This window comes from Streptomyces sp. NPDC017991 (assembly GCF_044328075.1).
Classification (GTDB): Bacteria; Actinomycetota; Actinomycetes; order Streptomycetales; family Streptomycetaceae; genus Streptomyces.
This window is the reverse complement of record NZ_JBIRGP010000010.1, coordinates 345,137-366,826: the sequence shown is the minus strand read 5'-3', so window position 1 is coordinate 366,826 and position 21,690 is coordinate 345,137. Positions and strand designations below refer to the sequence as shown.

At 71.5% G+C, this 21,690-nt stretch carries 20 protein-coding genes; 10 read left to right on the top strand and 10 right to left on the bottom strand.

Translation table 11 applies throughout. The features are described from left to right. Nucleotides 1-37 precede the first annotated feature (37 nt). A complete protein-coding gene (locus tag ACH4DZ_RS29080) occupies nt 38-664 on the top strand; it encodes an alpha-ketoglutarate-dependent dioxygenase AlkB (RefSeq protein ID WP_398290333.1) in 627 nt (208 codons plus the stop codon). A 92-nt stretch (nt 665-756) separates the two neighbouring features. Here ACH4DZ_RS29080 and ACH4DZ_RS29075 read toward each other — a convergent pair whose 3' ends face one another. Both ACH4DZ_RS29075 and ACH4DZ_RS29070 read right to left on the bottom strand, forming a co-directional pair. Beyond that, a complete protein-coding gene (locus ACH4DZ_RS29075) occupies nt 757-1,188 on the bottom strand; it encodes a DUF6114 domain-containing protein (RefSeq protein WP_398290332.1) in 432 nt (143 codons plus the stop codon). Beyond that, nucleotides 1,188-1,880: a DUF6230 family protein gene (locus ACH4DZ_RS29070; protein WP_398290331.1), complete on the bottom strand. Its 693-nt coding sequence runs from the start codon at nt 1,878-1,880 to the stop codon at nt 1,188-1,190. The genes ACH4DZ_RS29075 and ACH4DZ_RS29070 overlap by 1 nt, the downstream gene beginning before the upstream one ends. Nucleotides 1,881-2,560: 680 nt before the next feature. Here ACH4DZ_RS29070 and ACH4DZ_RS29065 point away from each other — a divergent pair. After that, nucleotides 2,561-3,226, top strand: a complete 666-nt coding sequence (locus ACH4DZ_RS29065; protein WP_398290330.1) for a Tat pathway signal sequence domain protein — start codon at nt 2,561-2,563, stop codon at nt 3,224-3,226. 85 nt (nt 3,227-3,311) lie between these two features. Here the strand turns inward: ACH4DZ_RS29065 and chvE are convergent, their stop codons facing one another. The 3 genes from chvE to ACH4DZ_RS29050 all read right to left on the bottom strand — a co-directional run bounded on the left by chvE (nt 3,312) and on the right by ACH4DZ_RS29050 (nt 9,685). Next, nucleotides 3,312-4,409, bottom strand: coding sequence for a multiple monosaccharide ABC transporter substrate-binding protein (gene chvE, locus ACH4DZ_RS29060; protein ID WP_398290329.1), 1,098 nt, complete (start codon nt 4,407-4,409; stop codon nt 3,312-3,314). Nucleotides 4,410-5,160: 751 nt separating this feature from the next. After that, nucleotides 5,161-8,352 carry an amidohydrolase family protein gene (locus ACH4DZ_RS29055; RefSeq protein WP_398290328.1) on the bottom strand — a complete coding sequence of 1,064 codons (3,192 nt, stop codon included), beginning with the start codon at nt 8,350-8,352 and terminating at the stop codon, nt 5,161-5,163. 79 nt (nt 8,353-8,431) lie between these two features. Next, on the bottom strand, nt 8,432-9,685 hold the full coding sequence (locus ACH4DZ_RS29050; protein ID WP_398290327.1) for an FAD-dependent monooxygenase: 1,254 nt from the start codon (nt 9,683-9,685) through the stop codon (nt 8,432-8,434). Between the two features lie 179 nt (nt 9,686-9,864). Here ACH4DZ_RS29050 and ACH4DZ_RS29045 point away from each other — a divergent pair, with 179 nt between their 5' ends. Next, complete coding sequence (locus ACH4DZ_RS29045) at nt 9,865-10,188, top strand: YkvA family protein (protein ID WP_398290325.1); 324 nt, start codon at nt 9,865-9,867, stop codon at nt 10,186-10,188. Between the two features lie 13 nt (nt 10,189-10,201). Continuing rightward, nucleotides 10,202-10,948 carry an MBL fold metallo-hydrolase gene (locus tag ACH4DZ_RS29040; RefSeq protein ID WP_398290324.1) on the top strand — a complete coding sequence of 249 codons (747 nt, stop codon included), beginning with the start codon at nt 10,202-10,204 and terminating at the stop codon, nt 10,946-10,948. Nucleotides 10,949-10,981: 33 nt separating this feature from the next. On the opposite strand, the gene ACH4DZ_RS29035 is transcribed toward ACH4DZ_RS29040, so the two are convergent. Beyond that, nucleotides 10,982-11,365, bottom strand: a complete 384-nt coding sequence (locus ACH4DZ_RS29035; RefSeq protein WP_398290323.1) for a MerR family transcriptional regulator — start codon at nt 11,363-11,365, stop codon at nt 10,982-10,984. 64 nt (nt 11,366-11,429) lie between these two features. Between ACH4DZ_RS29035 and ACH4DZ_RS29030 the strand changes: the two genes are divergently transcribed. Beyond that, nucleotides 11,430-12,683, top strand: coding sequence for an MFS transporter (locus ACH4DZ_RS29030; protein ID WP_398290322.1), 1,254 nt, complete (start codon nt 11,430-11,432; stop codon nt 12,681-12,683). Nucleotides 12,684-12,956: 273 nt separating this feature from the next. Here the strand turns inward: ACH4DZ_RS29030 and ACH4DZ_RS29025 are convergent, their stop codons facing one another. Both ACH4DZ_RS29025 and ACH4DZ_RS29020 read right to left on the bottom strand, forming a co-directional pair. After that, a complete protein-coding gene (locus ACH4DZ_RS29025; protein WP_398290321.1) occupies nt 12,957-13,940 on the bottom strand; it encodes an aldo/keto reductase in 984 nt (327 codons plus the stop codon). A 61-nt stretch (nt 13,941-14,001) separates the two neighbouring features. Next, nucleotides 14,002-14,940 (bottom strand): SDR family oxidoreductase, encoded by a 939-nt coding sequence (locus tag ACH4DZ_RS29020; RefSeq protein WP_398290320.1) that lies wholly within the window; start codon nt 14,938-14,940, stop codon nt 14,002-14,004. A gap of 148 nt (nt 14,941-15,088) precedes the next feature. On the opposite strand from ACH4DZ_RS29020, the gene ACH4DZ_RS29015 reads away from it, so the two are divergent. The 5 genes from ACH4DZ_RS29015 (at nt 15,089) to ACH4DZ_RS28995 (ending at nt 20,300) form a co-directional block, all read left to right on the top strand. After that, nucleotides 15,089-15,769: a TetR family transcriptional regulator gene (locus ACH4DZ_RS29015; protein ID WP_398290319.1), complete on the top strand. Its 681-nt coding sequence runs from the start codon at nt 15,089-15,091 to the stop codon at nt 15,767-15,769. A gap of 132 nt (nt 15,770-15,901) precedes the next feature. Continuing rightward, entirely contained in the window at nt 15,902-17,173 is a 1,272-nt protein-coding gene (locus ACH4DZ_RS29010; protein WP_398290318.1) for a serine hydrolase domain-containing protein, read from the top strand. 143 nt (nt 17,174-17,316) lie between these two features. Next, entirely contained in the window at nt 17,317-18,630 is a 1,314-nt protein-coding gene (locus ACH4DZ_RS29005) for a CAP domain-containing protein (RefSeq protein WP_398290317.1), read from the top strand. A 173-nt stretch (nt 18,631-18,803) separates the two neighbouring features. After that, nucleotides 18,804-19,808 carry a cation diffusion facilitator family transporter gene (locus tag ACH4DZ_RS29000; protein WP_398290316.1) on the top strand — a complete coding sequence of 335 codons (1,005 nt, stop codon included), beginning with the start codon at nt 18,804-18,806 and terminating at the stop codon, nt 19,806-19,808. A 75-nt stretch (nt 19,809-19,883) separates the two neighbouring features. Continuing rightward, nucleotides 19,884-20,300, top strand: coding sequence for a helix-turn-helix domain-containing protein (locus ACH4DZ_RS28995; protein WP_398290315.1), 417 nt, complete (start codon nt 19,884-19,886; stop codon nt 20,298-20,300). A 41-nt stretch (nt 20,301-20,341) separates the two neighbouring features. Here the strand turns inward: ACH4DZ_RS28995 and ACH4DZ_RS28990 are convergent, their stop codons facing one another. Continuing rightward, nucleotides 20,342-20,950: a ClpP family protease gene (locus tag ACH4DZ_RS28990; protein WP_398290314.1), complete on the bottom strand. Its 609-nt coding sequence runs from the start codon at nt 20,948-20,950 to the stop codon at nt 20,342-20,344. Nucleotide 20,951: 1 nt separating this feature from the next. Beyond that, nucleotides 20,952-21,599, bottom strand: coding sequence for an ATP-dependent Clp protease proteolytic subunit (locus ACH4DZ_RS28985; protein WP_398290313.1), 648 nt, complete (start codon nt 21,597-21,599; stop codon nt 20,952-20,954). Nucleotides 21,600-21,690 lie beyond the last annotated feature (91 nt).

Sequence of the window (21,690 nt, the reverse complement as noted above, 5' to 3'; positions counted from 1 at the left end):
TAGCACACGCATTCGAATCACCGGGTAGCCTGGAGGTATGTCCACGCATCTTCAGGGATCACTGTTCGACCAGAGCGACGCCATCCGCCTCGGCCCGCTGACCGGGCTGCGCCGGACCGTGCTCGGCGACGGGGCGTGGATCGACCTGCTGCCCGGCTGGCTCCACGGGGCGGACGCGCTCTTCACCCGGCTCGCCGAGGAGGTCCCCTGGCGGGCGGAACGACGGCAGATGTACGAGCAGGTGGTGGACGTACCGCGGCTGCTGGCGTTCTACCGTGCGGAGCACCCGCTGCCGCATCCCGTTCTGGACGAGGCACGGGACGCCCTGTCCGGCCACTACGCGGACGAGCTGGGGGAACCGTTCACCACGGCCGGGCTCTGCTACTACCGTGACGGCCGGGACAGTGTGGCCTGGCACGGGGACCGGACGGGGCGCGGCGCCCACCGGGACACGATGGTCGCGATCGTCTCCGTCGGGGCCCCGCGGGATCTGCTCCTGCGGCCCCTGCGCGGCGGCGCCACGGTACGGCGTCCGCTCGGGCACGGCGACCTGATCGTGATGGGCGGCTCCTGCCAGCGCACCTGGGAGCACGCGATCCCCAAGAGCGCGCGGGCGGCGGGCCCCCGCGTGAGCATCCAGTTCCGGCCGCACGGCGTGCAGTGAGCACGGGAAATGCGGTTGACCCATCGGGAACGCACCGCACGCGGGGATGCCGCGGCCGTGGGGGTGCCGCCTCGGCGGGCACCCCCGAAGCGTCACGGACGGCCCGCCGACTCCATGGGCTGCGCCGGCTTCACCGGCCGCACCGGCTTCCGCCTGCGGCGGAGCCACCTACGGGGACGGCGCGGCTCCTGGTCCGGCAGCCAGCCGAAGGCCAGGCAGCTGCCGACGACGCCGAGGAGGAGGCCGATGAGGAATCCGCCCAGGTTCGAGGTGATCCAGGAGCCCAGGGAGAACAGGACGCCGAGGATCGAGTAGAACAGGCGCTGCGCGGGGTTGAAGAGGATCAGCAGTCCGCAGATCACCATCAGGACCGGCAGGAGATAGCCGGCCAGGCCCTGCATGCCGATGTGCATGACGACCTTCAGCGACGCCTTCTGCGTGAGGAGGACCTCCGCCCCGCCCAGGGTGAGCAGCAGCCCGCCCAGGAACGGGCGGTCCGCACGCCAGCGCCGGAAGGCGGCCATCAGCAGCCCTTGTCGCTGAAGCTCAGCTTCAGACCGGGAAGCTTGAACACCGCCGCCGTGGTGGCGTAGTTGGTCTGCCGCAGGTTGCCGATGTGGACGGTGTCGGCCTGCTGGCTGAAGACGCCCTTCGGGCCGCGGGCGTGGGACTTGTCGAGCGTGCTGGCGTCGTTGCCGATCTCGATGTTGTCGAAGGACGCGTTGCCCGACAGCTCGGTGGAGTCGGTGGTGAGGTTGACCGCGGACACCTTGTCCTTGCCCTCCCCGGCCCGGATGAGCAGGTTGGTGCCGCCGAGGTCGACGCTCTGGCAGAGTTTCTCCAGGGTCGCCTTCTTGATCGCGGAGACCACCACCAGGACCTGCCCGCCGGTGTCGCCCTCGTTCGGGCTGCCCTCGGCCATCTGGTCGAGGCCGCCGAACTGGGCGAAGCCCTCACCGTCGAGGTTGGTCGCGGTGACCGTGAACGGCATGCCGGAGATCGCGAACTGCACACCCAGGGCCCCCTGGGCGGTGAGGATCACGAGGCCCGCGGCGATCACGGTGGCGGGAACAGCCATCACCGCGGCGCGGCGCGGACGGACCCGTCCCCGTCTCGCGGGGCCTGCGGGCGTCTCCGCCGTGGAACCGCTTTCCAGCACTTCGGAGGGCTCCGGGGTGGAGCCGGCGGACGAGTTGGCGTCCGAGGACGAGGCCATATTTCTGCTCCCAGGGGGATGGTCGACGCTGGGTGGGGCTTCGGGCGGCACGTTGTCCTGGCGCGGACACCGAATGCGGCGCACGTCTCCCCACAACTCCCGGCGGGTGCAGGGGCTTTCACGTTACGCAGCAGTAGCCGCGACGGAAGTTACCCGCGGTAAGGGGCGAGGGTCAAGCACTCTGTGCAAAAAGGAAGTCGGAGATGTGGCGAAGCGATGAAGGCCCTCTGATTGAACGTCAACTTCCTTACTGCGTCTTGACGTTGAACATCGTTCAGGTCTACAACTCTCCCTGGCTGCACATGGATCCGTGGCGCCGGATCCGATCGACGGCGTACGTCGCTCCCGGGCTTCACCCCGTCGCACGGCACTTCACCTCATTGCACGGCACTTCACATCCCGTTGCACGCCGCCGCAGACCGTCACTCGGTCGCCAGAGCGCCCTTCGCGGACCGACCACCTGCGCGATCCGCGTTCACCCCTCCACGGCACCGGCACGGCCGCTTCCCCCCTGGGCCATGTCCGGTCGCCCCGACCGCCGGTCACGTGCCGGAGGTTGTCCTTCGACGCCTCCGGCCGACCTCCCGGCGGCCGCCGTCGGCCCGTCGCGTTCGGAGAAGGCGCGACGGGCCGGCGGCGGCCACCTCCCCCACCCTCACTCCCGAAAACGAGGCACCCGCATGCGTACTCGGATTTCCCTCACCCTGGCCGCCGCCGTCACGACCCTCGCCCTCTCGGCGGCCGGCCCGGCCTCCGCGGCCGACGGCTCGGTCCTGACCACCGGCGGTGCCGGCGGAACGGCGGTCGCCGCCGGCGATGTGCTCAGCGCCTCACTGGCCACCGGCACGAACGCCACGCTCTACTCCAGCGCCACCGGTACGAGCGGCATCTCCTGCTCGTCGTCGGCCTTCGTCGCCACGGTGGTCGACAACCCGGCTGCACCCGGCACGGCCACCGAGTCGGTCACCAGCCACACCTTCGACAGTGCCAGTTGCACCAGCAACGTGGTCGGTGTCCTCGGTGTCACCAGCATCAAGATCGACAACCTGCCGTACACCACGACCGTGACCTCGGGCGGCTCCCTCACCATCACGCCCGCCGCCGGATCCTCCATCCAGACAACCGCCGTGCTGCGTACGCTGCTTGGCAGCATCACCTGTGTCTACCGGGCGCCCAGCCTGTCGGGCACGGCCAACAACGCCGACAACAGCATCTCGTTCGCCAACCAGCAGTTCACGAAGTTCTCTGGCTCGTCGCTGTGCTTCAGCAACGGCTACTTCACCGCCAAGTACGCCCCGGTCACCGACACCACGCAGAGCGGCGGCCCGACGGTCTACGTCAACTGACACCGGCCGGCGGCCCCACGCACGGGTGCGGGGCAGGGAGATCCGTCTCCCTGCCCCGCACCCGTTCGTGCACCGCTTACGCAACCTACTTCAGGTCTTTCTGCTTGATGTAGCCCGAGTCGACGAGCACCTGCTGGTAGTTGGCCTTGTCCACGCTCACCGGCTCCAGGAGGTACGCCGGCACGACCTTCTTGCCGTTGTCGTACGTCCTGGTGTCGTTGAGCGCCGGCTTCTTGCCGTGGACCATGGAGTTGACCATGTACGCGGTGACCAGCGCCAGCTCGCGGGTGTCCTTGTAGACGGTCTGCGACTGCTCGCTGTCCATGATCGACTTGACCGAGGGCACCTCGGCGTCCTGGCCCGTGACGAGGGGCAGCGGCTTGGCAGCGGTGCCGTAGCCGTGCGCCTTGAGCGCCTTGATGATGCTGAGCGACATACCGTCGTACGGGGAGAGGACCGCGTCGATGCTCTGGTCGGCGTACTCCGCTTCGAGCAGCTTGTTCATGCGCTTCTCCGCCGTGGGACCGTCCCAGCGCAGGGTGGTGACCTCCTTGAGCTCGGTCTCCCCGGATCTGACGATCAGGTCGCCGCTCTGGATGTACGGCTCAAGGACCTCCATGGCGGCCTCGTAGAAGTACTTGGTGTTGTTGTCGTCGGGGGAACCCGCGAAGAGCTCGACGGTGAACGGGCCCTTGCCGCTGCCGTTGACGAGCCCGAGGCCCTCCGAGATGTAGTCGGCCTGCAGGGTGCCGACCTTCACGTTGTCGAAGGTCGCGTAGTAGTCGACGTTCGGGCTGCCGAGGATCAGCCGGTCGTAGGAGATCACCGGCACGTTGGCCGAGTTCGCCTTCTCCAGGACGTCGGTGAACACCTTGCCGTCGACCGAGGCTATGACCAGTGCGTCGACGCCGCTGTCGATCATGGCCTCGACCTGCGCGACCTGGTTCTTCGGGTCGTTGTCGGCGTACTTGAGGGTGGTGGTGTAGCCGAACCCCTTGAGCTCGTCGACCATGTTCTGGCCGTCGTTGATCCACCGCTGGGACGTCTTCGTGGGCATGGCGATACCCACGGACGCGGCCTTTCCGTCGCTCCCGGTGTCGGATCCCTCGCCACAGGCGGTGAGAGAAATGGACAGGACCGTCGAAATGGCCGCAGCTACGGTGGTGCGGGCGCGCATGCTCATTGTTCCTCACTGGATGAAAGGCAGTCGGCGGTACTCGGCGGCCGGCTGTGCACCTGAAGGGCGTCCGATCCCGGCCGGACCGGCAGGTCCTGGTGGAGCCGTCCGCGGCGCACGGTTCCTGGCGGAGTCCGTGGTGCGTTCTTTTCGGTGCCGAGTTCGAGCCGAGGCTGCCCTGACGGGGGTTCGGGACGCCCTGTCTGAAGGACCGCACTGCGTGTACGGGCCAACGATGGACGCCAAGTTTGATCGGTGCCCGGCCGCGTGGAGCCTTCCGGGGGTGGACTGGTTCACCGGGTTGCGGTGAGGGGTGGAGCGTCAGACCGGACGGTATGTCTCTCGCGTTGAGGCTCTGCTGAACCCGCACACGAGCAGGCCGGGATGACCGGCCCCCCACGTGCGCGGACTCGAACGTGGGGTGCGCGGGGCAGCGTATCCCGGTGTGGGGTCACTGTGGCGCTCTTTCGTCACATTAGTTGCGCCGGCGCACGATCGGCGCTGCCAAGGCGACCGCCGCTCGGTACGTTTTGCGGACGATCCCGTTCCAACCGCCCTACCACGGCTCCTTGTTGGCTTATCACTCGGACGCCCCGGCCGGAGATTGCCGCGAGGGCGCACGCGCCGGCGGGCGCGTACACCCGGTCCGGCTCCGGGCGCGGGCATCACAACTCGTTCGAACGCCTTGGCCCGCCGTTCGATACGGAGTCGGACAGTCGGATCGCTGACGGGGCCGTCGGCGTGGCGCGGAGCGGATTCAGAGGCCCCCGTCGCAGCACCCGTCCAGCCGCATCAGCCGGCCCACCTCCAGCCAGTCCACCTCTTGCGCCGCGTGACGCGTGGCGGGCTCGGACACCGGCTCGTACGCGGCCACGAGGTCGTGGGTCGTGTAAGGAACTCCGCCCCGGAGCACGGCGACCGTACGCACGAGGGTGTCGAAGTCGGTGAAGGGGTCACCGTCCACCACGGTCAGGTCCGCGAGCCTGCCCGGCCGGACCGTGCCGAGGTCGCCTTCGAGGCCGAAGAGCCGGGCGGGCAGCACGGTCACCGTACGCAGGGCCTCGGCAGGGGACAGACCGCCCCGGTGCAGCGCGCGCAGACCGAGGTGGAGGGAGAGACCGACGGGGACGAGCGGCTGGTCGGTGCCGAGGGCGACGAGTCCGCCCGCGGCCAGGATCCGCCGGTAGATGTCGGTCTCCGTGCGCAGGGTGGCGAGTTGGGCCGCGGTCGGCGGCACGGTCGCCCCCTGCCGGACGAGGGCGCTGTCCCAGGGCGGCATCACGGCGCTCACCCTGGGATCGTCCGCGAGCCCCGGATCCGCGCCGAGCAGGGGCGCGGAGGTGAACGGGGTGGCGATGAGTCCGAAGTCGACGCCCCGCGCGGTGTAGATCTCCAGCAGATCCTGGTAGGCACGCCCCGTCGAGGTGGACGCGTGGCCGAACTCGTAGCGCTGCGTGGCCTGCAGATGGGTCGTCAGGTCCTGTCCCAGTTGCACACCGGGTGAGAGCAGATGGCTGCCCGAGCGCACACCGAGCCGCTCGTGCCCGTACCGTGCCGCCTCCTCCATCACCCAACTCGGCGCCCGCACATAGGTCTTGACGAAGTCCCAGTCCAGCGCGATGCCCCGCTCCAGCGACCGCCGAAGCCCTTCCCTCGTACGGTGGGCGCGCCCCATGCTGTAGGCGACCCGGGAGCCGTCGAGGAGTTCACCGGTGGTCAGCAGTCGCGGTCCGGCGAGCTGACCGGACGTCACCGCCTCGCGGATGCGCGCCTGTTCGTGGGCAAAGCCGCCGAGGGACACGGCGGTGGTGATGCCGTAGGTGAGCTGGCCGACCGTCTGACGGCCTCCGTAGGTGACCTGCCACGGGTGGGTGTGCGTGTCCCAGAGTCCGGGGACGACGGTCTTGTCCGAGGCGTCGATGCCGGTCGTCGCCGCGCGCCGGCGGTGCGGTTCGACGGCGGTGACACGTCCGCCGCGTACGACGATGTCGACGTCCTCCCGTACGGACTCGCCCGTGCCGTCCCAGAGCCGCCCCGCGTGCACGACGGTGTCGGCGGGTACGGGCCTTCGCCGGTCCAGCGGCACCCGGACGGTACGGGCCGGTCCGCCGTCGACGTCGATCAGCCGCAGCGTGGCTCCGGAGAGGTACAGCAGGGTCTGCGAGTCACCGGACCAGGAAGGGTGGTCGGCCGGTTCGGTGGTGAGCGTGCGCAGGGCACCGCGCGGGGTGCCGTCGGGCGTGACGGGCAGCAGGCAGAGCGCGGATTCGACGATCACCGCCATCCAGCGGCCGTCCGGCGACCAGACGGGCCCCGAGTCGTACCGGTCAGCGATCGACACATGGGGGGCCACCGCGTGCAGCCGGTCCTGCCCGGTCGTGGTGTCGACGACCCGGACGAGGTTGTAGCCCTCCCGGAAGCGGAGGTTGAGGCGGTTGCGGTCGCAGAACGCCAGGTACCGGCCGTCGGGTGACCAACTGGGCCGCCCCGGCAGCCCTCCCGCGCCGAGCGGGGCCGCGAGCACCTTCTCCGTGCCGCCTGCGAGGTCGCGGACGACGAGCCGACCGGTCAGGTCCAGGCAGGCGAGGCGGGTCCCGTCGGGCGAGAGCGCGGGCTGGACCCGCCCGCCGGTCGCGAGGGCGCTCTCCTCGCCGGTGGCCGGATCCAGCCGGTACACGCCGAGCAGTCCGTCACGGTCGTCCGCGTACAGCAGCGCGCGTCCGTCGCGCGACCACGAGGGCCCGAACAGATACTCCGTGGCCGCCGCCCGGCGCAGTCGCTGCGGCGCGGCGCCGCCCGAACTGCGCGCCAGCCACAGTGAGTTGAGTGCGGCGAAGGCGATGTGCCGTCCGTCGGGCGAGAGCGCGGGCAGATGGATCCCCCGCACCGGCCGCGCCCGCCCCTCCCCCAGGTCGTACTCCTTGACCTCGTAGCGCGGCCGGTCCACGGGCAGCGTGCCCTCGAAGGGGATGGTGTCCCTCTCCGTGGGCTTCTCCGGCCGTACGAGGGTGAAGTCGCCGTCGATGGTGAGCAGCAGCTCACCCGAGGGCGTCCAACGGGGCGGTACCGGGGCGAGGTCCCCGGCGAGCGCGACCGGTTCGCCGTCGACGACGAGCGCGCAGGAGCCGTTCGGGGCCGCGGTGGTCCGCAGATACGCCAGACGGCGGCCGTCCGGTGCGAGGGCCGGAGTCATCAGCTGGGCGGTCGTGGTGTCGGTGTGCTCCACGACGACCGGTCCCGTGCCGGAGGCGGGGACGGCGGCGACGGTCCGGGCGTCGAGTCCCACACCGTTCGCGGTGGTGACGCCCCTCGCGCGCACGAACAGGATGCGCTCGCCGTCCGGCGACCAGGTGGGGTCGAAGTCCTCCCAGGCCCCGTCCTGCACCGGGCCGCTCTGGCCGGACAGACCCGTCACCCGGCGGATGTCACCGGTGCGCAGGTCCAGTACGTGGATGCGGTACGGGCTGCCGGTCACCGGGTCGCCGCCGCGCTCGGAGGCGAAGGCGATACGGGTGCCGTCGGGCGACCAGGCCGGGCCGCGGTCGTCGAAGGGCCCGTCGGTGCGTCTGCGTACGTCGGAGCCGTCGGGCCGCATCGTCCAGAGGTGGAACCCCCCGCCCCGGTAGGCGCAGAAGGCGACGAGGCCGCCGTCCGGCGCGTACACGGGCCGGTTCGGTTCGAGGCCCGCCGGGGTGAGGGGGACGGCCCTGCCGCCGGTGCGCGGCAGCGACCACAGCACGTTCTGGATCTCGGCGATCAGCCGGTCCCCGCCGGGCGCGAGGGTCGCCGAACCGTTGGTGGCCCCGGTGAAGGACAGCGAGAGCCCGGTGGGTGGCTGCGCGGCGGCGGGTGCGAGGCCGATGGCGGTGACGGCACCGGTGGCTCCCGCGGCCGCGAGGAGCCGGCGGCGGGAGAGGGAGAGGGCGGCGTCGCCCCGGTCTCGGTCCATGACTCAGCACGCTCGCGCATCACCCGGCCCGTGGGCAACACCGCCATTCCCGCCAGTGGGGCGCGGTGTTGACGGTGCGTCAGCCCTGGGTGCCGCTGCCGTGCAGGGTCCGTGCCAGCTTCGGGCCCAGCCAGCGCTTGAGCCTGCGCAGGGATTCGAGCCGGCCGGCCGCCCGGTCGAGCCGGTAGTAGAGCTGCGGTGGCACGTACGGCAGCAGCGGCGAGTGACGCTGTCCGAGGAGCGCGAACATCTGCGCCGGCGGCAGGTCGATGTACCGCGGCAGGTTCTCGTACCACTGGGCGCTGTGGCGGGCCGCGCTCTGCACGGACAGCAGCTCGGCCTTGCGCACTTTTTCGTACGCGGCGAGGGCCGGGGCGAGTTCGGCCCGCGCGGACCCCGACCCGGCCCCTGTGCCTGAGCCGGACCCGGGCCGGTTCCCCAGCGCGTCGGCCAGGGCGATGGCGTCCTCCAGGGCGAGGGTGGTGCCCGCGCCGATGGAGTAGTGCGTGGTGTGGGCGGCGTCGCCGAGCAGGACGACGTTCCCGTGGGACCAGGTGCGGTTGGTGAGGGTGCGGAAGTTGAGCCACTGCGCGCTGCCGCCCGCGGTCGCCCGTCCGATGAGCCGGTGGCCGTCCAGCAGCTTGACGAAGAGCTCTTCGAGGCGGGCGAGCCCCTCGGCCTCGTCGGCCCGGTCGAGGCCGAGGCCCGTCCAGGTCTCGGGCGAGCACTCGACGACACAGGTGCTGCGGTCGTCGCCGAACCCGTAGGCGTAGCACCAGATCCAGCCGTGCGGTGTCTCCACGAAGGCGAAGGTGAACGCCTCGAAGACCTTCGTGGTGCCCAGCCAGATGTATCGGTTCCGGCCGAGTGCGACCTCGGTACCGAAGTGCGCGGTATAGCGCTCGCGCACCCCACTGCGGACCCCGTCGCAGGCGACGACCAGGTCGGCGTCGGGCAGTGCGGCCCCGTCGGCGACCTCGTTCTCGAACTCGACGCGTACGCCCAGGGAGCGGGCCCGTTCGGCGAGGATGTCGAGCAGCCGTCCGCGTCCGATGCCGAAGCCCTCGTCGCCGTGGTGCGTGGTCGTCCGGTCGCCGACGTGCGCGACCCCGTCGCTCCAGCGGACCGAGTTCTCCCGTACGGCCCGCGCCGACTCGGGGTCCCCCGTCTCCAGCTTGCCGAGCAGGCTCCCCCAGTACGTCACCCCCCATCCGTAGGTCGATCCGGCCGGGTTCCGTTCATGGACGGTGATCTCGTGGCCAGGGTCCTGACGCTTCATCAGGATCGAGAGGTACAAGCCGGCGGGCCCGCCGCCGACGCAGGCGATTCTCACGCGCACATCCCCCATTCATCAGTCAGGTGTCACTCACGGTCGTCGATCGACAGCAAAGAGTAGAGGTGCGGCGGGCGGCCCCGAGACGCACCGCGCCGCGTGTCGGACCGGCCCGGCTGTGATGACGGGGTGAACCTGGGCATCCGGACAGCAGCACCGGACGCGCCTGGGAAGGGCTCATGGACACCAACATGTGGATTCTGGTCATCGTCGCCGCGGCCGTACTGGCGGCGGCGCTCGCTTGGGCGGTCGCCCTGACCGTCCGCCTGGTCCGCACCCGGCGGAACCTGCGCCGCGCCGGGCTGCCGACAGGCCCCCGCTGGGTCTTCTGGGGGGCGATCGCCTATGTCGTGCTGCCGACCGACCTGATGCCCGACCCGGCCTACTTCGACGACATCGCCGTACTGCTGCTGGCACTGAGGTCGATGCGCGCTTCGTCCGCCCCGCTGCGCCGGGACAGCCGCGAGTCTGCTTGGCTGGCTCCGTCAGACAAGGACCTCTAGGGTCGGGACGATCATGCAGGCAGACATCCGTCAAGTCGCCGACGGCATCCATCTCGTGCACGGCAGCAACACCAACTGGGTGATCCTCACGGAGGGGGACGCCGTCACCCTCGTGGACACCGGCTATCCCGGTGACCGCGAGAAGGTGCTGGCGTCCCTGTCCGCCGTGGGCAGTTCACCCGAGGCCGTCACGGCCGTTCTCGTGACGCACGCCCACAACGACCACCTCGGGTCGGCCGAGTACCTCAGCAGCACCTACGGCACGCCCGTCTACACCCACGAGGCCGAAGTCCCGCACGCCCGGCGGGACTTCCTCCACCAGGTGACCGTCGGACAGGTCCTGAAGAACGCCTGGCGGCCCGGTGTGGTGCCGTGGGCCGTGCATGCGCTGCGGTCCGGCGGCACCGCCCACGTGCCGGTGGCCCGGCCGCGGGCGTTTCCGGGCGAGGGGGCGCTCGATCTGCCCGGCCGTCCCGTGCCCGTGCACACCCCCGGGCACACGGCCGGCCACTGCGCCTTCCATCTGCCGGAGGCGGGCGTGGTGATATCGGGCGACGGACTGGTCAACGGCCACCCCACCTCGCGTGTGGCGGGACCGCAGCTGCTGCCCGTCATGTTCCATCACGACCGGGGCGGGGCGCTGGCCTCGCTCGACGCGTTCGAGGCACTGTCGGGCGACGTCCTGCTGCCCGGACACGGGCCCGTGCACCGCGGCTCGGTACGGGAGGCGGCGCGGCGGGCGCGGGAACGGGCGGTCTGACGCGGTCCGCTCAGGCCCGCGGGGCCGTTCGGATCAGCCCTGTTCAGCGATCGGCGGGGCGTCGCCGCGTACCGTCGCGAGGTACGCGGCGATGGCGTCACGGTTGCGGGCCAGGCAGTCGATACGCCGCGTCATGCGGTCGAGTTCGAGTTCGAGGGTGGCCAGCATCTCCGGGGTCGGGTCGGGGAAATGGATGGTGCTGGGCTTGTCGAGGCAGGGCAGGATCTGCTTGATGATGCGGGTCGGCAGCCCGGCGTCGAGCAGCCCTCTGATCTGCCGGACGCGGTCCACGAGGCGTTCGTCGTAGGAGCGGTAGCCGTTCGTGCAGCGTTGGGGGGTGATCAGCCCCTGCTCCTCGTAGTAGCGCAGCAGCCGTGGGGGCGTACCCGTGCGCTTCGACAGCTCTCCGATCCGCATACGGCCGACCTCGCACTCCGTGACTTGACCTTTACACCGATGTGAGGGTTCGAGCATACGCGGCATGACTACTCGGACCACTGGAACCCGTAACTCCGGACCGACCGGCTCCCCAGCGGAAGTTGCGCACGGCGGCCTGCCCCTGGCCGCTCTTCTGGCCCTGGCCACCGCTGTGTTCGTCACCAGTCTCACCGAGACCCTGCCGGCGGGTGTGCTGCCCGCGATGAGTGCCGACCTCGGGGTCGGCGAGTCCGCGATGGGGCAGTCGGTGACCGTCTACGCGGCCGGGACCGCGCTCACCGCGATCCCGCTGTCCGCGGCCACCGCCGGGTGGCGGCGCAAGCGCCTGCTGTTGACGGCGATGGCGGGCTTCGCCGCCGCCAACACGGTGACCGCCGTGTCCACGGACTATCCCCTGACCATGGTGGCGCGGTTCGTCGCCGGGGTGGCCGCGGGGCCGGCCTGGGCGCTGCTCGCGGGGTACGCGCGGCGGCTGGTGCCTGTGCCTCTGCAGGGGCGGGCCGTCGCCGTGGTGATGACCGGGATTCCCGTCGCGCTGTCGCTGGGGGTGCCGGCGGGGACGTTTCTCGGTGAGTTGCTCGGCTGGCGGGTGACGTTCTCCCTGATGACCGTGCTCGCCGTCGTCCTGGTCGGGTGGATCGGCGTGGCTGTGCCCGATCTGCCGGGCCGGCGTGGGGAGGGGCGGGTGCCGATGCTGGGGGCTCTGCGGGTTCCCGGGGTCTCACCGGTGCTGTTCGTCACGCTGGCCTTCGTGCTGGCCCACACGATTCTGTACACCTACATCGCCACGTTTCTCGACGGGCTGGGCATGGGTGGGTCGACGGATGTCGTGCTGCTGGTGTTCGGTGGGGCGTCGCTGGTGAGCATCTGGTTCGTGGGGGCGCGTATCGACCGGTGGCTGCGGGCCCTGACGCTGGCGAGCGCTCTGCTCGTCGCGGCGGCTGCGGCTCTGCTGGCCGTGCCGGCCGACAGCCCCGTTCTCGTGTACGCGGCGGCGGCGCTGTGGGGGCTCGGCTGGGGTGGCGCGCCCACGCTGTTGCAGACGGCGGTGGCGGACGCGGGTGGGGAGTCCGCGGACGCGGCGCAGGCGATGCTGGTCACTTTGTGGAACGCGGCGATGGCGGGGGGCGGGGTGGTGGGGGGTGTCCTCCTGGACCGCTTCGGCGCGGGGGCGTTCCCCTGGAGTGCGGGGGTGTTGCTGGTGCCGGCGGTTGTTGCGGCGGGCGTGGCCCGGCGACACGGGTTCCCGTCCCGGGGGGCGCGGGCTCGTACCCGGCTGCGGGCACGTCGTGGCTGAGCGCGCCGTTCCCCGCGCCCCTTGGGGGTGGGGCCCGCGCGCTCGTACCCGGCTGCAGGCACGTCATGGCTGAGCGCGCCGTTCCCCGCGCCCCTTGGGGGTGGGAGCGACAGGCTCGTACCCGGCTGCAGGCGCATCGTGGCTGAGCGCGCCGTTCCCCGCGCCCCTGGAGGGCGGGGGCCGGTGGGCCCCGTCAGGGGCGCGGGGAACGGCGCGGCCAGCCACAACCGGCCCGCAGTCAGGCGGAAAACGGCTGGACCCCACCCCGTGTCGTTACCAGCGGGCTTCGACCTGGGGCTTGATCCGGCGGTCGTAGAGCGCCGAGATCGCCGACAGCGTCTCCGCCGGCAGCGGCGCAAGCTTGCCCGCCGCCGCGTTCGCACGAGCCTGTTCGGGCGTGCGCGCGCCGGGAATGACCGAGGTCACCCCCGGCTGCTGGACGATCCACGCCAGCGCCAGCTGCGCCGGGGTGACCCCCTCCGGGGCCAGCGCGGAGAACTCCGCCGCCGCCTCCACACCGGTGGCGTAGTCGACACCGGAGAAGGTCTCCCCCTGGTCGAACGCCTCCCCGTGCCGGTTGAACGTCCGGTGGTCGTTCGCCGCGAAGACCGTGTCCTTCGTGTACTTGCCGGACAGGAGCCCGGACGCCAGCGGAACCCGGGCGATGATCCCCACCCCGGCCTCCCGCGCGGCCGGCAGCACCCGCTGCAGCGGCTTCATCCGGAACGGGTTGAGGATGATCTGGACGCTGGCCACCCCCGGCCGGGCGATCGCCGTCAGCGCCTCGTCGACGGTCTCCACGCTCACCCCGTACGCCGCGACGCGCTCCTCCTCGACCAGCGTGTCGAGCGCGTCGAACACCTCGTCCGACGAATACACCGGGGTCGGCGGGCAGTGCAGCTGCACCAGGTCGACGCGGTCGACACCGAGGTTACGGCGCGAACGGTCGTTCCAGGCACGGAAGTTGTCGAGGACGTAGTTCTCCGGGATCTGGTCGACCCGGCGGCCCATCTTCGTCGCGACCAGCACGTGCAGATCGGGCCGGCCGCTGAGGAACGCGGCGATGGTCTCCTCGCTGCGCCCGTCGCCGTACACGTCCGCCGTGTCGAAGAACGTCACCCCCGACTCCGCGGCTGCCTCCAGGACCGCCAGGGCGTCCTTGTCGTTCACGTCGCCCCAGTCGGCACCGAGTTGCCAGGTGCCGAGTCCGACGACCGATGCGTGCTGTCCCGACCTGCTGAATTCGCGCTCGTCCATGGGGTCAGTCTGGCACCCGGCCGGCGCTGTGCCGGACGCCGCCCCCGTGCGACGGGGCCGTTCAGGCGACGGCCGCGGGGAGGGCTACGCCGGTCAGGCGTTCGGACACGGTCCACAGCCTGCGGTTCGCGTCCGCGTCGAGGGCGCGGCGGGTGACGCGGGCGGTGGCGGCCGGGCCGACCAGGCCGAACCTGCCGCCCGGACCGTAGTAGCCCCCGGCCGTCGCCTCGGGGCTGGTGGCCGCGTACAGGAGCGGTTCGGTGCCCTCCTCGACCTGCTGCCTGGGCAGGAGGAAGCCGAGCTGGTTGATGAACGTGCGCCCGGGCTTGTCGCGGCCGAGGGCGGCACCCGCGGTCTGGAGGTTGGTCATGGTGTAGCCGGGGTGCGCGGCCGTGCTGAGCAGGTTCCAGCCGCGCTCGGCCGCGAGGTCCGCCAGCCGCCCGGCCATCATCAGGTCGGCGAGTTTGGACTGGGCGTACGACAGGTTGGGGCGGTAGCGGCGGCGCTCCCACTGGAGGTCGTCGAAGTCGATGCGGCCGTAGTTCGCCATACCGCTGCTCATGGTCGTCACGCGGGGCGCCGGCGCGGCGAGCAGGGCCGGCAGCAGCCGCACGGTGAGGGCGAACGGGCCGAGGTAGTTGCTGCCCATCTGGAGTTCGAAGCCGTCCGCGGTGGTGAGCCGGGTGGGCGGGGCCATCACTCCCGCGTTGTTCACCAGCAGGTCGAGCGGGGCGCCGTCGGCGAGGATCCCGTCGGCGAACGCCTCGACGGAGGCCAGGTCGGCGAGGTCCACGCGCCGCACCTCCAGCTGCGCGTGCGGATGCCGGGCGAGGATCTCGGCACGGGCCCGCTCCCCCTTGGCGACGGTGCGCACGGCCAGCACCACGCGCGCCCCGGCTTCCGCGAGACGACGTGCGGCCTCCTTGCCCGTACCGCTGTTGGCACCGGTGACGACGGCGGACATTCCCGTCCGATCAGGGACGACGTATGACGTGGACACGGGGACTCCTTCGATGTGCGCGGCTCTCCCGGATTTAGGAGACCGGTGGTCTGCTGCAATTCCAAGCTAGCAGACCATCGGTCTGATAACAACAGACCAGGGGTCTGCTGTCCGGCGACGGCCGGCCACCTGTCGCTAGACTGCGGCCATGGCAGACACCTTCCAACGCGCCCGCAGCGAGGAGCAGCGCGCCGTTCGCCGCAGGGCGATCCTCGACACCACGGCCGCGATGCTCGGTGAGATGCCGGTGGCACAGGTGAGCCTGAACGAGCTGAGCCGCCGGGTGGGACTCGCGAAGTCGAACGTGCTGCGCTACTTCGAGTCCCGCGAGGCCGTCCTGCTGGAACTGCTCGCCACCGCCTCGCAGGAGCTGCTCGACCACCTCGACACCGCGCTCCCCGAGGCCGTCGACGCCGGCGCCCCCGTCCTCGAACGCGCGGACCGGGTCGCCGCGGCCCTGGCGGACGCCCTCGCCGCGCGCCCGGTGCTGTGCGACCTGATCAGCGCTCAGGCCGCGGTCCTGGAGCGGAACGTGTCGACGCAGGTCGCCGCCGAGCACAAACGCTCCTCCATCGGCCACGCGTTCGCCCTGGCACACCGGGTCCGCCTGCATGTGCCCGAACTGGACGAGCGGGACGCCGTCCGGTTCGTCGCCGGGGCGCTCATGGTGGCCACGGCGGCCTGGCCGCACGCGCATCCGTCGCCCGCCGTGCTCGCGGTCTACGAGTCCGACCCCGAACTGGCGGTCCTGCGCATCGACTTCACCACGGCCCTGCGCGAGTCGCTCGAAGTCCTGCTGTCCGGACTGCTGGCACGGGCGTCACACTGACCGGCGGAAATTCACTCCCGCCGATGCAACCCGCAGGCGGGTCCTGCGCGTAGAGATGATGACGGCACCGTGATCCGCGGTGCCGCTCGCACGTGTTCCGCACCGCGGACGACTACGGGGAGAACCACACAGATGGCCTCAAGAATGCTGGGCAGGGGTACGGCGAGGAGCACGGCGGCACTGGGAGCCGTGCTACTGTCCGTCCTGGCGGTTCCGGCGCACGACGCGGCAGCGGCACCCGCCGACGCCGACGACCGTGCGGTGAGCGGCAGCCAGGGGGCGACCGAAACCCTCGCGGCGCCCGACGTGGCGGGGCTGCGTGAGGTGCTGCGGACGGCACTGACCCAGGGAGCGCCGGGTGCCATGGCGCGGATCGACGACAACGGCACGGTCCACCAGGTCGCCGAGGGCGTCGCGGACCGGACCACCGGACGGGCCATCGACAACGCCGACCGCTTCCGCGTCGGCAGCGTCACCAAGAGCTTCACGGCCGTGGTCCTGCTGCAGCTGGTCGACGAGGGCGTGCTCGCGCTGGACACCTCGGTCAACACCTATCTCCCGGGCCTGCTGCCCGACGACCGGATCACGGTGCGCCACGTACTGAGCCACCGCAGCGGTCTGTACGACTACACCAACGACATGTTCGCGAACACGGTCCCGGGCTTCGAGGCCGTACGCAACAAGGTCTTCAGCTACCAGGAGCTGGTGGACCTGTCCCTGAAGCAGCCCCTCGGCAACGCGCCGGGCGCCGCCTACTCGTACTCCAACACCAACTTCGTCGTCGGGGGCATGCTCATCGAGAAGCTCACCGGGAAGTCCGTGCGGTCCGCGTACAAGAGCCGCATCATCAAGCCGCTCGGTCTGAAGGACACCTCCTACGTGCACCCGACCACGGCGATCGCCGGCCGGCACGCCAAGGGCTACCTGCCGCCCGACGAGGCCGACGGGACGCTCGTCGACTCGACCGAGCAGACCGTGTCGTGGGCGCAGAGCGCGGGCGCGGTCATCTCCAGCACCCGGGACCTGGACACCTTCTTCTCGGCCCTGCTGCGCGGCAGGCTGACGTCGGCCGCGCAGCTTGAGCAGATGCAGCAGTGGACGCCCGTCAACAGCACCCAGGGGTACGGACTCGGTCTGCGCCGGCGTGACCTGTCGTGCGGGGTCTCGGTGTACGGCCACACGGGCACCGTGCAGGGCTACTACACGTACGCGTTCACGTCGAAGGACGGCGCGCGCACGGTCACGGCGCTCGCCAACACGTCCAACAACGGGACCGTGCTCAACACCATGGCCCGCACCCTGGAGTCCGCCTTCTGCGGCAAGCCGGCCAAGGCCGCGACGACCCGCGGCCAGGCGCCCGCGGAGCGGTACGAGGACATCGCTCCCGGGGTCGCCCTCGACTGACCGGCATCTGGTTCCTGGCACCTGACACCTGTTGCCGGGCACCCGGTACCAGGTGTCAGGAACCCGCGCACACCTCTGGGGCGTTGTCCTGTCGACGCCCCACGGGGCGCGCACAGTGATCCGGCACCCGGACGGGCGGCACGATGGACGACTTGGTACCCGGCGGCAATCTGCCCCTGCCCGGCGGCGCCCTGACCTTCGGGGTGCCCGGCCCGTTCGACGTGTCGGCGCTCGTCACCGACGACAACGGCAAGGTGCGCGGGGACGGCGACTTCGTGTTCTACAACCAGCCGGCCGCCCCGGGCGCGCGTCTGAACGGGCAGACCCTCACGGTCGATCCGACCGCGCTGCGGGCCGGGGCGAGCCGCGTCACCGTGGTCGTCAGCGCCGCCGAGCCCGGCACCCCGCTGGGACGGCTGCCCGCCCCGACCTTGCGGGTCACCGGCGGCGGTGGCCGACTCCTCGCCCGTTTCACACCCTCGCGTCCGCAGCGGGAGACCGTGCTGCTGCTCGCGGAGATCTACCGCCGCGGGACCACCTGGAAGCTGCGCGCCCTGGGCCAGGGGTACGCCGACGGACTGGCCGGGATCGCACGGGACTTCGGCGTGGAGGTGGCCGAGGACACCGCCCCGGGCCCGCACCCGGGCCTCAGCACGGCGGCCGGTCCCGGGGCCGGGCCCCTCGCTGACGGCTTCCTCGCGCTCGTGAACTCCGCCCGTGCCGCCGTCGGCTCCCCGGCCGTCGTGCTCGACGGGCGGCTGACCGTCGCGGCGCGGGCGCACGCCGCGGACATGGCGGCGCGCGGACGCCTCGGGTCGCAGGGGGCGGACGGGCTGTCCGTGCACCAGCGCGTGACCGCCGCGGGCTACGCGTATCTGACGGTCGGCGAGCATCTCGTCTCCGGGCCGCGGGACGCGGCGGAGTTCGTGGAGTACTGCCTCTCGGGCGAGCGGACCCGGCGGACGGTCCAGGACCCGGCTCTCACCGAGGTCGGTGTGGCCGGCGTGCCCGACAGCCGGTCCGGCACGCTCTACTGGACCGCGTTGTGGGCCGGTCCCCTGACCCCGGGCGGGCTGGCGCGAACCGCCGCCCAGGTCCTCGCGCTCACCAACGCCGAGCGGGCCGCGGCCGGTCTGCCGCCGCTGGCCGAGGACCCTCTGCTCACCAGGGCGGCGCAGGAGCACAGCGCGGACATGGTGGCGCGCGCGTTCTACTCCCACACCTCCCCCGACGGCGGCGAGCCCTGGCACCGGGCAGCCGCCGCGGGCAGTACCCGCCGCACCATCGGCGAGAACATCGCCTGCGGCCAGCGTTCCCCCGCCGAGGTCGTTCGGGGCTGGATGGACAGCCCCGGCCACCGCGCCAACATCCTCAAGCCCGCCTTCACCCACCTGGGCGTCGGCTTCGCGGGCGGCGGCTCGGCGGGCACGTACTGGACACAGCTCCTCGGCGCCTGAGCCCGGGCGCCCGGCAATCCGCGCATCCTCCCGTCCGCTTTACATCACCGCAGGTCAGCGGCGTACTAACGATGATGACAACGGTCACCGATGCAGCCTTTGCCGATCTCCGCGAGGTGCGCTTCACTGCGGGTGTCGGACACCCGTCGGACACCGCAACGAGGGGGACTCCCATGAGCGCGCACCACGGCCACGAGCACGGGTCGGGCGGGCACGCGGGGCACTCGCACGGTGTCACCGCGGACGCGGACCGCCGCTGGCTCGCGATCGCGCTGACCCTGATCGCGACGTTCATGGCGGTCGAGGTCGTCATCGGCGTCGTCGCGCAGTCGCTCGCGCTCATCTCCGACGCCGCGCACATGCTCACCGACGCCGTGTCCATCGTGCTGGCCCTCATCGCGATGCGGCTCGCCGAGCGGCCGGCCCGCGGCGGCTTCACGTACGGCCTGAAGCGGGCCGAGATCCTCTCCGCCCAGGCGAACGGGCTGACGCTGCTGCTGCTCGGTGCCTGGCTGGCGTACGAGGCGGTGCGGCGGCTGTTCGATCCGCCCGCGGTCGAGGGCGGGCTGATGTTCTACACGGCGCTCGTGGGTATCGCGGTGAACGTGGCGGCGGCCTGGTGCATCTCGAAGGCCAACCGCACCTCGCTCAACGTCGAGGGTGCCTACCAGCACATACTCAACGACCTGTTCGCTTTCATCGGTACCGCGATCGCCGGCCTCGTGGTCCTGCTGACCGGCTTCGCCCGCGCCGACGCGATCGCCACGCTGGTCGTGGTGGCCCTCATGTTCAAGGCGGGCTACGCGCTCGTACGGGAGTCGGGGCGGATCTTCCTGGAGGCGGCGCCCGCGCATCTCGACCCGGACGCCATCGGGGACCGGCTGGCGGCGCACTCCTCCGTCGCCGAGGTGCACGACCTGCACGTGTGGACCATCACGTCGGGGACGCCCGCCCTGTCCGCGCACGTCCTGGTCGAACCCGTCGCGGACTGCCACACCGTGCGCCGGGACCTGGAGAAGATCCTGCAGTGCGACTACGAGGTGAGTCACACCACTCTCCAGGTCGACCACGCCCCGGAGAACGTCCTGGACGTCCGCACCGGCGGCGGCCCCACCGACGAGGCGCACTGCGGGGCCGCGCACGGTCCGGTGCACCGGGACGAACCGCACCTGCACTGAGGGCGGGGTAGTGATTCGCCGAGGGCAGAACGCCGTGGGGTCCCCGAAACGGGCCGGGCTTCCTAGGGTGGAGGCGTGAGCAGCCACGCGTCGAACCGAGCCCGCGTCATCCCCCTGCGACCCGTCCCGGCCGAGCCGGCGGCGCCTTCGGAGCCGGCCGGACCGGCGCCCAGGGAGCCCTTGTGGCGGGACGTCGTGGGTGAGGTCCTGCGGCGGGAGCGGCTCGCCCAGGAGCGGACGCTGAAGGAGGTCGCCGAGGCGGCCCGTATCTCGATGCCGTACCTCTCCGAGCTGGAGCGCGGCCGCAAGGAGGCCTCGTCCGAGGTCCTCGCGGCCGCCGCGCACGCCCTCGGGCTCGGCCTCGCCGATCTGCTCGCCCTGTCGCACCACCGCCTCGTGCGCCAGGAGCGGCCCCGGCCCGTCAGGTCCCGTACCGCGCCCCGCCGCACGGAGGCCACCTCCCGGTACGGCGAGGTCCGTCTCGCGGCCTGACGCCCGCCGCGCCGCCCGGACCGGGGCGGGTTCCCGACTCCTCATGCGGCGACCGCGGCCAGCCGCCGGCTCAGCACCTCGTCGGCGAGTCCGTACGCCACCGCCTCCTGCGCGGTGAAGACCTTGTCGCGGTCCATGTCGGCGCGCAGGGTCTCGACGGAGTGGTGGGTGTGCAGGGACAGGACCTCTTCGACCTGGGAGCGGATCCGGATCATCTCCTTGGCCTGGAGGCCCAGGTCGGAGACGGTGCCGCGCGCACCGCCGCTCGCGGGCTGGCCGAGCAGCACCCGAGAGTGCTCAAGGATGAAGCGCCGCCCGGGGTCTCCGGCCGCCAGGAGCACCGCCGCGGTCGAGGCGGCCTGGCCGACGCAGAACGTCGAGACGGGCGCGCTGACGAAACTCATCGTGTCGTAGATCGCCATCAGCGAAGTGAACGAGCCACCGGGTGAGTTGAGATAGACGGCGATCTCCCGCTCCGGGGCCGCCGACTCCAGGTGGAGCAGCTGGGCGATGACGACGTTGGCCACGCCGTCGTCGATCTCGGTGCCGAGGAAGATGATCCGCTCGGAGAGCAGCTTGCTGTAGATGTCGTACGCGCGCTCGCCCTGCGGGGTGCGCTCGACGACGTTCGGGATCGTGTACGAGCTCATGTCAGAGTCCCATCCGTCGCTTCGAGGAGGCCGGGCGGACGTCGTCGAGCGATTCGACGACCCGGTCGACCATGCCGTACTCCCTGGCCTGTTCGGCCGTGAACCAGCGGTCGCGGTCACCGTCGCGGGAGATCGTCTCCGCGCTCCGGCCGGTGTGTTCGGCGGTGATGCGCTCGATGGTGTCCTTGGTGAACTGGAGGTTCTCGGCCTGGATGGCGATGTCGGCGGTGGTGCCGCCGATGCCCGCCGAGGGCTGGTGCATCATGATCCGCGCGTTCGGGAGGGAGTAGCGCTTGCCGGGGGTGCCAACGGTGAGCAGGAACTGCCCCATGCTGGCGGCGAATCCCATGGCCAGGGTCGACACGTCGTTCGGGATGAGCCGCATCGTGTCGTAGATCGCGAGGCCCGCGTGGACGGAGCCGCCCGGGCTGTTGACGTAGAGGCCGATGTCGGTGCGGGGGTCCTCGGCGGAGAGCAGGAGCAGCTGCGCGCAGATCCGGTTCGCGGAGACCTCGTCGACCTGGGTGCCGAGGAAGATGATGCGCTGGTTGAGGAGTTGGGCGGCGAGGTGGTCGTCGAACCGTGACGGAGGGGTGTCCCCCTCCTCGGCCCGCGGCCCTGGGTGGAATCCGGTGCTGCTGCGTGCCATCGCTCCTCCTGGTGGTGGCGCGGCCCGGTGTGCCGCGGTGTCTCCACCCTCGGTCCGCCGACGGCGGCCCGGAAGGGATCTCGGCCCTCAG